General features: G+C 48.7%; 10 protein-coding genes and 1 tRNA gene. 8 read left to right on the top strand and 3 right to left on the bottom strand.

Annotated features, from left to right (window positions below; translation table 11 throughout):
* The first annotated feature begins 162 nt into the window (after window positions 1-162).
* Both H5336_RS22065 and H5336_RS22060 read left to right on the top strand, forming a co-directional pair.
* Window positions 163-1,335, top strand: coding sequence for a putative porin (locus H5336_RS22065; RefSeq protein WP_185236605.1), 1,173 nt, complete (start codon window positions 163-165; stop codon window positions 1,333-1,335).
* A 138-nt stretch (window positions 1,336-1,473) separates the two neighbouring features.
* Complete coding sequence (locus tag H5336_RS22060) at window positions 1,474-2,217, top strand: PepSY domain-containing protein (protein ID WP_185236604.1); 744 nt, start codon at window positions 1,474-1,476, stop codon at window positions 2,215-2,217.
* Window positions 2,218-2,416: 199 nt separating this feature from the next.
* Here H5336_RS22060 and galK read toward each other — a convergent pair whose 3' ends face one another.
* Both galK and H5336_RS22050 read right to left on the bottom strand, forming a co-directional pair.
* Window positions 2,417-3,571 carry a galactokinase gene (galK, locus tag H5336_RS22055; protein WP_185236603.1) on the bottom strand — a complete coding sequence of 385 codons (1,155 nt, stop codon included), beginning with the start codon at window positions 3,569-3,571 and terminating at the stop codon, window positions 2,417-2,419.
* Between the two features lie 3 nt (window positions 3,572-3,574).
* Window positions 3,575-4,624, bottom strand: a complete 1,050-nt coding sequence (locus tag H5336_RS22050; RefSeq protein WP_185236602.1) for a UDP-glucose--hexose-1-phosphate uridylyltransferase — start codon at window positions 4,622-4,624, stop codon at window positions 3,575-3,577.
* A 525-nt stretch (window positions 4,625-5,149) separates the two neighbouring features.
* On the opposite strand from H5336_RS22050, the gene H5336_RS22045 reads away from it, so the two are divergent.
* The 4 genes from H5336_RS22045 to H5336_RS23230 all read left to right on the top strand — a co-directional run bounded on the left by H5336_RS22045 (window position 5,150) and on the right by H5336_RS23230 (window position 9,530).
* Entirely contained in the window at window positions 5,150-6,163 is a 1,014-nt protein-coding gene (locus tag H5336_RS22045) for a LacI family DNA-binding transcriptional regulator (protein ID WP_185236601.1), read from the top strand.
* A 76-nt stretch (window positions 6,164-6,239) separates the two neighbouring features.
* On the top strand, window positions 6,240-7,274 hold the full coding sequence (locus H5336_RS22040; RefSeq protein WP_185236600.1) for a LacI family DNA-binding transcriptional regulator: 1,035 nt from the start codon (window positions 6,240-6,242) through the stop codon (window positions 7,272-7,274).
* A gap of 414 nt (window positions 7,275-7,688) precedes the next feature.
* Complete coding sequence (locus H5336_RS22035) at window positions 7,689-8,210, top strand: hypothetical protein (protein WP_185236599.1); 522 nt, start codon at window positions 7,689-7,691, stop codon at window positions 8,208-8,210.
* A gap of 330 nt (window positions 8,211-8,540) precedes the next feature.
* Window positions 8,541-9,530, top strand: coding sequence for an alpha-amylase family glycosyl hydrolase (locus H5336_RS23230; RefSeq protein WP_376766562.1), 990 nt, complete (start codon window positions 8,541-8,543; stop codon window positions 9,528-9,530).
* 638 nt (window positions 9,531-10,168) lie between these two features.
* Here H5336_RS23230 and H5336_RS22025 read toward each other — a convergent pair.
* Window positions 10,169-10,245: transfer RNA gene (locus H5336_RS22025), tRNA-Arg, on the bottom strand.
* 193 nt (window positions 10,246-10,438) lie between these two features.
* Between H5336_RS22025 and H5336_RS22020 the strand changes: the two genes are divergently transcribed.
* Entirely contained in the window at window positions 10,439-10,900 is a 462-nt protein-coding gene (locus H5336_RS22020) for a methylglyoxal synthase (protein WP_185236598.1), read from the top strand.
* A gap of 577 nt (window positions 10,901-11,477) precedes the next feature.
* Window positions 11,478-13,085, top strand: coding sequence for a gamma-glutamyltransferase (gene ggt / locus H5336_RS22015; RefSeq protein ID WP_185236686.1), 1,608 nt, complete (start codon window positions 11,478-11,480; stop codon window positions 13,083-13,085).
* Window positions 13,086-13,102 lie beyond the last annotated feature (17 nt).

Here is a 13,102-nt window from a genome sequence, read left to right as displayed (position 1 = left end):
CTTTCCCGTTAGTTTTTGTTACCCGGTTACCAACCTAAATAGAACGACTAAAGCTCGGTTTTATGATGTAAATCAAATCGTAATGCTATTGATAATCGCTATTGTTCGCGTACAATGCGCCGCTGTGCTTAACGAAGCCAAATGGAGCCATAAGGAAACCCAATGAAATTAGTCCCGCAATTGTCTGCCCTTTTACTCGGCGTTGCCGCCACACACGCCGCTATTGCTAGCCCAACCACCGAAGAGCTATTGGAATTGCTTAAAAAGCAGCAAGCCGAAATAGATGAGCTGAAGCAAGAGCAGCAAGAAACGGACAAAAAAATTGAAGCAACGGCCGATGCCTTGGAAGGCGGAACAGGCGTTGCCTCGGCTAAAACCAGTGAGTGGGCCAGCCGTACAAAAATTGGCGGTTATGGTGAGCACCACTACAACAACAATAACAATGGCGACGACCAAATAGATGCACACCGCTTTGTTTTGTATGTTGCCCACGAATTCGATGACAAAATTAAATTCTTCTCCGAGGTAGAGATAGAACACGGCTTGGCGGGCGAGGGTAAGCCTGGGGAAGTGGAGTTGGAGCAAGCTTACATTCAGTGGGATTTCGCCGAAAACCACAGCTTAATTACCGGGCAGTTTCTGGTGCCGGTCGGTATTTTGAATGAAACCCATGAGCCAGACACTTTCTTCGGTGTAGAGCGCAATGCGGTTGAGAAAAACATTATTCCTGCCACCTGGTGGGAAACCGGTGCCATGATTCACGGCCAAACTGACGTTGGCGTGAGCTACGATTTTGCTGTTCACAGCGGCCTTAGCCATGAAGAAGCCAATATTCGCAGCGGTCGACAGAAGTCGGCTAAAGCCAAAGCAAACGATTTTGCGTACACCGCACGGGTTAAATACACCGGTATTTCCGGCCTAGAACTGGCGGCTACCTACCAATACCAAGAAGATATTTCGCAGGGTGCACATGACGAGGCTTCTGCCAGCCTGTTTGAATCCCACGCGGCTTACCAGCATGACGGCTTTGGTCTGCGCGCACTGTATGCCAGTTGGAATTTGAGTGGCGATGAAGCCGAATTATTGGGGCGCGACAAGCAAGAGGGTTATTATGTTGAGCCTTCCTATACCTTCAACGAGAAAGTCGGTGTATTTGTGCGCTACAGTGTTTGGAATAACACAGTGAATGCGGCAGGTAGTGAAGATGCCGAAGCCGTTGATGTGGGCGTAAACTACTGGTTGCACCCGCGTGTCGTGTTCAAAGCCGACTACTCCGACGGCCAGGGTGCAAACAGCAACGACAGCTTAAACCTAGGGCTGGGTTGGTCTTTCTAAGTTGAGCACTTCCCCAAGGTTATAATGTCATTATTGGCTTGGCTCTATAGGGGGCCAAGCCTAGAGGCAAAATCAATTGATAGAGGTGCCCTGTAGAATTTTCTGGAGTGCATACGCATTGCTGGTTCTAAACTGCCCATGTCTAAACGTATAAAAAAACGCTGGGTTCTGCGCTGGCATCGCCGTGCGGGTGTTATTAGTGCCCTCGTATTATTGTTATTGTCGGTTACCGGTTTTTTACTTAACCACAGTCAAGCGTTTGGCTTGGCCTCTAAAAAGCTGTCCCGTGCTACGGCGTCTTGGCTATACACGCACGAAGATATTAGCCTTACCGGGCAAAGGCTTGAGGGAGGCTGGTTGTATCAATTGGATACTGCCGCGATTTACCTGGGTACGCAGCCTTTGCAAGCCTGTGGTTCTCCCTTGGTTGGTGCACTACAGTTGGAACCGTTTTTATTTGTGGTTTGCGAACATTCCTTGCATGTGTACGACGGTGAATTTCAATTACAGGAAAGTTTGAATGCGCGAGTGGGTTACCCCGCGCCCGTAACGGCTATAGCCAATTGCGACGGACTTTGCTTAAACACATCAACAGGCACCCAACAGTATAATTTTGAATCGGGTCGGTTTATTCCTTTCGGCTCAACGCTTCAGTGGCTTAAGCTGCAGCCCTTACCCAAAAATATAGCCGCCGCCGCGCCTAGCGCTTTTAGCTGGCAGCGTTTGCTATTGGATGTTCACGCGGGGCGATTCTTGGGTAGCTGGGGTATTTGGATTCTGGACGTTTTTGTATTGTTGTTTGTATTGCTCTCCGTAAGCGGCATTTTTTTGTGGATAAAGCAGGGGCGGAGCTGTGCGAAAACCCCTCGGGCAGAGCCTTGAAAGGCATTGTTGGCCGAATTGATACGGCATTTTTTGGAGGTGTCACTCCCACCTAGGCAGGAGTTTACATTTTTTAGAATGGCCAGATTTTAAGGTAAGCTCGCCGATAGAAACCCGCTTGCGCGGGCAGTAGATTAGGGTGTTGCAAGTGCATCGAATCAACAGTACTCACCTATTGCACAGCAACACGTTGGCAATGCTAGCCCTGAACAACCTCAACACCCGCAGAGGCTTTACACACGTAAACCGTTGCCGTTATTTTTGTTTTCTCTACATATTTTTTACACACAACGTTTGTAAACGTATCAACCATTTCGTTAGGCACTAGTGCCACAACGCAACCGCCAAAACCGCCGCCGGTCATGCGTATACCGCCTTTTTCGCCCAGTACTTGGGAGCCGGTGTTCACTAGAAAATCAATTTCGGGAATTGTGATTTCAAAATCATCCTTCATCGAAGCATGAGAGCCCGCCATTAAACGGCTAATGTGTGCGTAGTCTTTTTGGTTTAGCGCCTTGCCCATGTCCAGTGTGCGTTGGTTTTCGGTGACGATATGCCGCGCACGCCTGCCAATAACGTCAGGTAGTGCATTCAGCTTTTCTTCCAGTTGCGCTATAGACACATCTCGCAGCGCTTTAACGCCAAAAAACGCTGCGGCTTCTTCGCAACTTTCTCTGCGCGTATTGTATTCGCTACCCACCAGCTCACGCTTCATGTTGGAGTTGATAATGACAATGGATAAATCCGCAGGCACTTCGCAGGGTTCGCAATCCAGTGTGCGGCAGTCGATTAATAGGGCTTTGCCTTTTACCCCGCAGGCGGAAATAAGCTGGTCCATAATGCCGCAGTTACAGCCTACAAATCTATTTTCAGCTTCCTGGCCCATCAGCGCAATTTTCTTATTGGTTACCTCTAGCGTGAACAAAGTTTTGAAGGTGTAGCCAACGGCAACCTCTAAAGAGGCCGAAGAAGATAGGCCTGCGCCTTGGGGTACATCGCCAGAAATAGCCAGTTCGGCACCGCCTACCTCAAAACCGTTGTCGATCAGTGTTTTTACGGTACCGCGCACATAATTGGCCCAGGGTTTTTCGGAGTAGGTAATTTTTTTGGTTGTATCGAACTCGTCAATTTCATTGCCGTAATCCAGTGATACCACCTTAACAATGGCATCGTCTCTTTTACGCGCGGCAATAACCGTTGCAAAATTCAGCGCCGCGGGGAATACAAAGCCATCGTTGTAATCTGTGTGTTCACCAATAAGGTTAACGCGACCGGGTGCGCGAATAACGTGGCTTGCCTCGGTTTCAAAAATATTTTTAAACGTTTTTCGGGTTTTTTTTGTTAGCTCGTTCATGGTTTACAGCCCAGCCTTATAGTGAATTTCGTCGAGGTTACGCAGGCGCTCTGCGGCTTGTTCCGGGGTGAGGTCACGCTGGGGTTCGGCGAGCATTTCGTAGCCCACCATAAACTTCTTAACGGTGGCCGAGCGCAGTAGTGGTGGTAAAAAGCTCGCGTGTAATTGCCAGTGGTCAACATTCCTACCGTCTTTAAAAAACGGTGCAAAGTGCCAGCCCATGGAGTAGGGGAAGGAGCACTTGAAAAGGTTGTCGTAGCGAATGGTCAGTTTTTTTAGAGCAAGCGCAAGGTCTGCCTTTAATTCTTCGGTTAATTCATCGAAGCGGCGAATAGCAGTTTTGGGTAGCAGTAAAGTTTCGAAAGGCCAGGCCGCCCAGTAAGGTACTACCGCTAGCCAGTGTTCGGTTTCTATTACAATACGCTTGGCTTTTTGCTGCTCAGATTTAGCGTAGTCTAATAGCAGGTTGCTACCCTTTTCCTCATAATAATGTTTGAGGTTACGCTCTTTGGCGGCCACCTGGTTGGGCAGAAAATCGTTGGCCCATATTTGCCCGTGGGGGTGCGGTTGTGAGCAACCCATAACAGCACCTTTATTCTCGAATAGTTGTACCCATTCAAAATCGGGCGACAGGTCCTCTAGTTGTTCGCACCAGGTATTAATAACACCAACAATAGTTTTTTGTTCCAGCTCCGGTAGCGTTTTACTGTGGTCGGGGGAATAGCAAATAACCCGGCTTAAACCGCGCGCACTTTCTTGGGTGAATAGCGGGTCGGTGGATTCCGGTGCGACTGGTGTGCTGGGGGTGAGTGCAGCAAAGTCGTTATTGAACACAAAGGTATTGACGTAGCTAGGGTTTACATCGCCCGATATGCGCGTATTGCCGGGGCACAGGTAGCAGTTCTCGTCGTAGCTTTTTGCTTCGGCAACGGCTGGCACTTCATCTTGGCCCTGCCATGGGCGCTTAGACCTGTGGGGCGATACCAATACCCACTCACCGGTTAACGGGTTATGGCGGCGGTGGGGGTGGTCTGAAATATTAAAGTCAGTCATGTTTCTACTCTTAATAATGAGTGGTGCCCTTTAGCCGTGTTAGTGCTTAGGTGACGTCGAGCTCGTTGCCGTATAACCCAACCTTGAGCCACCGTTTCGTCATGCTCATGAATGGCTAGTACCGGGTATCGCGGAACCTCTTCGGCTTAGCGATACGTGGATTCAGTCACTCCCGTGAAGGGGGAGCCTAGTGTTTCCCGGGCATTGGGGTGTACCCAATAAAAGATACCCACGTTTAGGTGCGTGGCGTGCATATCGAGTCTGACAATAGGGTGATAATAGCAATAAATGTAAGCGGTCTCATAGACTATTTTCCTTCCTGACTGCATTAAATCCATTATAAAAAGTGATTATGGTGTTGTGGGATCACGATTCTATGTTGCTTGCTGCCCCTAAAAGGGAAATACTTGAAAGCGGTAACAGCTAATGAGTACAGTTTGGCCATAATAAGTAAATAAACCGCAGTAAGTGACAGCAGTCAGCGAGGGCAGCCGAGATAAAAATACGCTAAATGAAACCGATTAGATGAAAACCACTGATTTAAAGAGCATTGACGATGTTGCCAAAGCGGCGGGGGTTTCGTCGGCCACGGTATCGCGGGTTATTAATGGCTCTGCCAGCGTGGGCAGCAAAACCCGCGAACGAGTAGAGGCCGCACTGCGCGAGTTGAACTATCGGCCAAATCGCAGTGCGCAGGCGCTGGCCCGCAGGCGCGAGCCGGTGTTAGGTGTGGTGCTGCCCACCTTGGCCGACCCTTTTTTTATGGCCATGGCCGACCGCATTGAGCGAGTGTGTGTAGCCCTGGGCGCGCGTTCAGTTGTGAGTGTGAGTGGCCTCAATGCCATGGCTGAGCAAGAGGCGGTCGATACTCTGGTAAGCCACGGTTGCAAGGCGATTGTGCTGCACGCCAAATTTATGGCTGAAGCGCAGCTGGTTGAGCTTGCCCGTAAATACCCAGCATTGGTGATTATAAATAGAAAAGTTAACACCCAAGAAGCCCGCTGTGTATGGCTAGACAACGAGCAGGGTGGCGCACTTATGGCTCGACAAATACTGTCGCGCGGTCACAGCCAAGTCGCGTTTATCAATAGCCACTACAACATTGCCGACGCCAAAGAGCGGCGCAAAGGCATTGAGTGTGAGCTTGCGCAGACGGGTTTGTTGTTGTGTCATTATGCGGAAGCCGAGCCCACGCCCGAAGGTGGGCATGGGGCTACGGCTGAGTTGCTGGAAACCGGTATACCCTTTTCGGCGTTACTGGCCTACAACGACAATATGGCGCTGGGCGCTATACGTGCGCTACACGATGCCGGGTACAGCGTACCAAAGGCTATTTCTGTTGTCGGGTTCGACGACTCCTATATTGCCAGCGCTTCTCTGCCGGGAATTACCACCCTGAAATACCCCATTGCCGAAATGGCTGAAATGGCGGCACACTTAGCGTTTGCTCAAACGGGATTCGCGGCTGCCAAAACCAACGCGCACTCTGGTTGTTTTCAACCAATAGTTATTAGCCGCAGTTCTGTAGCGGTTGCTTAACCCGTTGTTTACTCAGTTAACATAAACCAACATAAACCAACATAACGCAATAAAAAAAACGTATAAAGTACCGCTTATGCTAACCATTCGAGACATTGCCACGCTGGCCGGAGTATCACGCTCCACGGTTTCACGTGTACTCAATAACAGTACATCTGTTAATGAAGAAACACGGCTGCTGGTAAAAAAAGTAATGGAAGAGCAGGGCTACAGGCCGAATGTGCACGCGCAATCGCTTACGAATAAAGGAGCCAAAACCATAGGCGTAGTTATTCCAGAAATGCTAGACCCTTTTTTCGCCACCATGTCGGCGGGTATTGAAAAAATTTGCCAGCAATCCAAAACGCATATTCTTTTAGCGGTAGGGGGGAAAACAGCCGAAACAGAACTGGCCGCCATTCATAACCTTGTTCGACAGCAGTGTGACGCGGTTGTGGTACACGCCAAGGTGGCGAGCGACGAGCAGTTGGTGTCAATTGCCGAGCGGCTTCCCGGTTTTGTACTGGTAAACCGCTACATAAAAAAAATAGCCTCGCGCTGCGTTTGGCTAAATAATAAAGAGGGTGGCCGGTTAGCCGCAGAATACCTTTTAAAACAAAATAAAAAAGCCATCGCCATAGTGGCCAGTAATTTTGGTATTGCCGACCCTCAGCAGCGTATAGCGGGGGTAAAGCAAGCCCATATTGAAGCAAGCGTACCTCACAACGAAAGCGCGATAGCCATTGCGCACCCCAATCGCGAAGGGGGTGCCTTGGCCGCACAAAAACTGCTGTTAACCGGCCAGTGTTTTGACGCCGTGGTGTGTTACAACGACCTTATGGCCATTGGTGTTATCCAAACCCTGCAGGAAAACGGCATAAAAGTGCCCGAGCAAGTCAGCGTAATGGGGTTTGATGATTTACCCATTGCCGCTTACTGCACGCCGCGCTTAACCACTATTCGTTACCCCATAGAGCAAATGGCCGCGCAAGCGGCGCGGTTGGCCTTGTTTAAGGTGCAGGGGTTTAAAGCACAAGAGGGCTTTAATAAAACGGGTGCTAGCGACGGCGTACAGGTTGGCGAAAGCCGGCAAGACTACCAACCGGTATTGGTGGTGCGAGAGTCTGGTTAAGTGCTGGTGAGGTTTGGAAGTATGGTACGACCAATAACCCAGTAGATAGGTATTCAGCCTCGTATATGACTAACCTAGGAGTGAGTATGGTTATCCAAAATAGAGGCACAAAATATCAGACTTTAGTGCATGAGAAAGTGAAGCTTATTTCACCCCAATTAAAGGGGGAATAGGGGTCCCCCAATTAAAAGGAATTAATTAAGAAAAGAGAGAAATAAATAAAGTAAATAGGGGGTAGACCCCAATTGACTCCCCAATATTTTTACATAGATTCGGGCCTTTACGCTGGAATGGTAAAAAACTATGTTGGACTAAAGGGCACTCTTGGTTCACTTGTAAATTATGGAAGCGTCGCGTTGGCCACACCTATTGCAGTTTCAAGTATGGTTCCTGATCACTTGAGGTGGACAATAAATGAAGATCTTTAGTGAGGTTACTAAATTTGTAAAATATGTTATACCGCTTATTTTTATTCAGAGTTGTCAAACTAGTAGTTTTGAAGATGATTACGATTGGCGAAATATGGAGGATATACTGCAGGTACAAACAATTAGGGAGTTTGGTTGTGATTTCTTGGGGGTGTACAATAAATCACCAGAGCATTTCGTAGATTCAAAAAGTTTGAATGTTAGTGAAAATAAAGATTTTTCACCGTTATTGACTGCGTTGTCAGAAAGGTATTCGTATGAAAAGGTAAATTCCGATTTGCCTGTTTCTGAGGGCGAATATTTATTAATTTCAAATTCCAAAAATGTAGAAATATATTATGCGGTGAGGGATGCTAAAGAGTTTAATTTTTTAAAATTTAGATTTTATCGAGGTGTCGATTATATCTGTGATAAAGGCCTTATTTCGTTCGGGATTAAGAAATTCTCTGGGAGTGGAGAGGGGGGTAGATTTGTCGCGAGAGAGCGAGCTTTTATTTCGGCGAATTAGTGGTCAGGATTTGCTATTATATCACCGATACAAGAGGGGGCAAGGATCTGCTGCATTGATCTATTGCTTTAGAAATAGGAGAGAAATAGGAGGGAAAGAAAAAAAGGACATCTAAAAACTTGACATTTTTGAATAACTACTCAGTACGCAAAATGTTGAGCAGATTGAGGCATTGTTGCCTTGGGTTGTGCGGCTTGGCTAGGGTGTGGTTGGTTTGGCGCTTACGATTCAACGCCGTTTTACCATTGTTATGTACGCTGTGTTCGGCGTGCATATTAGTGTGGTGACGATCATTCGACGGGTGAGAATTACGATCACCGTAAGCAGTGGATCGTATCTCGCTTGCGTTTTTTGTCGTATGTGTATGCGGTAGATGTGTGCGCTTATGCGGTAATGAGCAATCATTACCATGTGGTGTTACATGCAGATAAAGCTAGGGCGCAGGCATGGAGCAATAAAGAAGTGGCCGAGCGCTGGATGCAGTTGTATAGCGGCCATATGCTGGTTGATCGTTGGCTGGAGAACCCGAAGGCTATTGATGCGGCTAGGCAAACGGTGGTGGATGAGATTATCGCGAAGTGGCGTAAACGCTTATACGATATCAGCTGGTTTTACCCAAAGGGCACGCTGATGCGCGGCGTTAATGAAACCATAGCCCGCATGGCAAACAGCGAAGAGGGTTGTAAAGGCCGGTTTTGGGAGGGGCGTTTTAAAAGTCAGGCCCTATTGGATGAAGCCGCACTACTGAGCTGTATGGCCTATGTCGATCTCAACCCTATTCGGGCGGCGATGGAAACGGATCTCATGGAAAGTGATTTCACCTCCATTCAGCAGCGCCTATTCGATTACGTAAAATACAAAAATACCAAATCTAAAGACGAGCAGAAATTGAATGCTCGTATTCAAAAGCAGCGTGCAATTAAAGCTGAAGTGGGTTTGGATACTTTACCCGAAGCGCCGTTAATGCCTTTTGATGGTTCCTCCCATACCGATACTCACCATGCCTTACCCTTTACCCGTGAAGATTATTTTGATTTGGTGGATACCACCGGGCGTATTCTGCGAGACGATAAACGCGGGGCTATTGCCAGCGAACTTCCGGCTATTGTGTCGCGGTTGGGTATTAATCCAAGTAAATGGATCGACCACGTTCAGAATTTTGGTCGCCGTTATGGTTCCAGTGCCGGTTCGGTGGCGCGCATGGCCGATTATGCGCAGGTGTTTGAGCGTAATTGCGGCAAGGGTGTAGCGTGGTGTAGCGTGTTCGCAGGCGCTGTATTTAAACACGGGCTAAAAAATAAAAAATTATCCAATAATTGATCAGTATTCAATAAAGCTGCTGGGTTAGATTAAGGCTCCCACGTAACGGCCATGTTCTATTTGTTAAATGCTAATGTGCATGTACGTTGAGCCACCGGGGCCTGGAGCTGCCGTAGGTATAAACCGCAGAGAGGTAAATAGCATTGGGGTTACGGCGCTGCTCAACTAATGGCTTGGGCAGCAGTACGGCACTAAATGATTTCTGAGGACTTTCGGCTAAGAGCTGCTGAAATCAAATGTTACTCTCAGTAAGCGCTTTAATTCAGCTGGTTAACGGGAGCGCATTAGTTTACGCCAACCCTTGAGATTTTTGGACGCATAGCGTTGAACCAGCAGGGTGGGCTTTACTTGGCGAAAAAACCAAGGGGCTTCACGTTACCTGCTTAACCGGAGTTTTCTATAGGTGAGCCCCCTAGGGTGTGTATGTAGCCTAGCCGGCGGTTAGGCGCACTTCCTTGCCCAATTTTTGTGATGTATCACTGTTGGTGTGTGTGCGTTTTTTCTGAGAAATATGGGGCGCGCGAGCGGCTAGGTGCTCAATTGGCGGGTTTAGGCTGTTCCCAATATGGTTAGGCTCTCTTGTTACTCATATAGCAGGCATAAAAAAACCCGGAGCCAGTCCGGGTTTTTTTATTGTATGGCGCACTCGGGAGGATTCGAACCTCCGACCGCTCGGTTCGTAGCCGAGTACTCTATCCAGCTGAGCTACGAGTGCATTTCGATTGGCCTGTGGCCGTGTCGAGGGCGCGTATCTTATTGAGTTGGGGGGGTGGAGTCAAGAGGGCCCGGGGGGATTTTTGTGATTTTATTGGCGCTATACCGGGGGTGCCGCAGTTATGCTGATTTTCGGTTACACTTGCGGGTAATCCCTTTCAACCCAAAAACATCCCGACTGTAGAGGTTAGATTTTGAAAACCAAAGCTTCGAAATTACTTGCGCGCAAGAATATTGCTCTAGTGGCCCATGATAATATGAAAGAGAGCCTGTCTGCTTGGGCTATTAAGCACCGAGCAGAGCTTGAGAACCATGAACTGTATGCCACGGGTACTACCGGGTACAAGCTTGAAGATGCAACGGGCCTAAAAATCAACAAATGTATTAGTGGCCCCATGGGTGGGGACCAGCAAATTGGTGCTAAGATTTCTGAGGGCAATGTGGATACGCTCATTTTCTTTTGGGACCCGTTTGAGCAGTTACCCCACGACCCGGATGTAAAAGCATTACTCAGAATTGCGGCGGTTTGGAACATTCCTGTTGCCTGTAACCCCGCTTCTGCAGACTTTATTCTGTCCTCGCAATTAATCTCTAAAGAATACGAGCGGCAAGTGCCAGATTACGATTCGTATATCGCCGAGCGTCTCGCTAACTAAGTAGTCGCGAGTAGTCGCGTGGTTCTGGCGGCTTTGTTGTTACTGCCGCCCATTAAGCTCACTAGACTATGTGCCCGCAGCAAGTTCGGTTTTGGCTTGCTGTTTTTCCTGCCTGTACAACAATCATTTCCGGTACTGCGATCTCCGGTACTGCGAACTCCGGTACTGTAGTTTTGGCCATTTGCTAGAGAATGCCCATCACAATGTAAGCCCCGTTCGATTGGCCTGACTACAAACTAGCTCAAGTGTCGCCGAATAGCCCGCGTATAGAGTAAGCTATTTGAATTTTTAGGTGATCTGACCGTGTACGGTTATAGGCGTTAAGTTTCCCGGCCGGTTTTGAGTAGATGGGCGTAGAGCTGGTTCTTTTTGGTTCTAGGTCTGGGCGTAGTTAGCTGCGTTATATCTGTATTCTCTTCGTTCTTCTTACAGCCTGATTTCGTGTTACTGTACGGCCCAAATTGACACCCGAGGGGGCTCTGGTTTGAAACGGATTCAATGGATTCTTTGTTTTGCTTTTCTGTTTAGTTGTCAGCTGAGTGATGGCGGTCAGCCGAAAACTAATCAATATGAGAGCATGGCGGCCGTTACCGGTGATGGCAAGGGCGCTGTCGCTTCGGTAAACAGCTTGGCTACGCAGCTTGGGTTAGAGGCCTTTGCAAAGGGTGGCAATGCGATAGATGCCGCTGCGGCGGTTGCCTTCGCTTTAGGCGTTGTGGATACGCCCAACTCCGGCATAGGTGGCGGTTGCTTTATTCTTGTTCATTGGGCCGATGGCCGGGTAGAGGCAATTGATGGACGAGAAATGGCGCCCGCAGCGGCTACAGCGGAGCTGTATTTGGTAGACGGTAAATACCAACCACAGTTGAGTAAGACCGGGGCTTTGGCTATTGGCGTGCCCGGTTCTGTTGCGGCTTTAGAGGCGCTGGTAAAGCGTGGCGGCAAACTTAAATGGCAAGAGGCCATTCTGCCCGCTGCCGCTTTGGCAGATAGCGGATTTGCCATTGATGGTATTTACAGTAAGCGCCTAGGCTGGGTTGCCGAGCATATGCAAAAGTATCCCGGCAGTGCAGCGGTGTTTTTGGATGAAAAGGGCAAACCTCTGTTGCCCGGTACTACCTTAAAACAACCGGATCTTGCCGCCACCTATAGAAAATTGGCGAAGCAGGGCAGCGAATACTTTTATCGCGGTGAATTCGCACAAAAAATGGATGAGTGGATGAAGGCAAATGGCGGTTTGATTACCGCCAAAGATTTTGCCAATTACCGAGTGCTAGACCGCACGCCGGTAAAAACGGCGTTTAATGGTTACCAAGTATTTGGTTTTCCGCCGCCAAGCTCCGGTGGAACGCACGTTGCTCAAATATTGAACATACTCGAAACCTTTCCTATTGCGACCGCACCTGAGGCGGACCGCTATCATTTGATTTTGGAAGCCATGAAACGCGCTTTCGCCGATAGGGCCTATTGGATGGGCGACGCCGATTTTGCCGATGTACCCCGGGGGCTTTTGGATAAGTCCTACGCGAAAAAACTGGCCTCTACCATCGTCTTAGATAAAGCCACACCGGTAAAGACCTACGGCACTCCGCCCAATGTTAGTACCGATCTTTTCAATCGACATACCACTCATATTGCCACGGCCGATGCGGAAGGGAATTGGGTGGCGATAACCACCACGCTTAATACTAGCTTTGGAAGCAAGGTAACTATTCCCGGAACGGGCGTTGTGATGAATAATCAAATGGACGATTTTGCGGCCCAAACCGGGCAGGCGAATGCTTTTGGTTTGGTGGGTGATAGTGCGAATAAAGTGGAAGCGCGTAAACGACCACTTTCCAGTATGAGCCCTACCATTGTTTTGAAAAACGGCAAGCCGGTTATGACGGTGGGCGCAGCAGGCGGCCCAACCATTATTAATCAGGTGGTGCAGGTGCTGGTGAACCGGCTGGCATTGAATATGCCATTGGAGCAAGCGCTTAACAGCCCGCGTGTGCACCATCAATGGAAGCCTGAAAAAGGTTTGATTGATCCCTTCGCCTCGGAGGAATTAAAGCAAGAGTTAAAGAAGCGCGGCCACGATTTACGTGACTGGCCGGGTTTTGGTTCTACCCAGGCTATTGCTCTGGAAAAAGACGGCTTTGTTGCCGTGGCAGAGCCAAGGTTAAAAGAGCGTATGCAGTGAGGTATGAAATACCGGAG

Origin of the sequence: Teredinibacter franksiae (genome assembly GCF_014218805.1) — a bacterium.
GTDB classification, from domain to species: Bacteria; Pseudomonadota; Gammaproteobacteria; order Pseudomonadales; family Cellvibrionaceae; genus Teredinibacter; species Teredinibacter franksiae.
The sequence above is the reverse complement of the archived record's forward strand: the minus strand, read 5'-3'. Positions and strand labels throughout refer to the sequence as shown.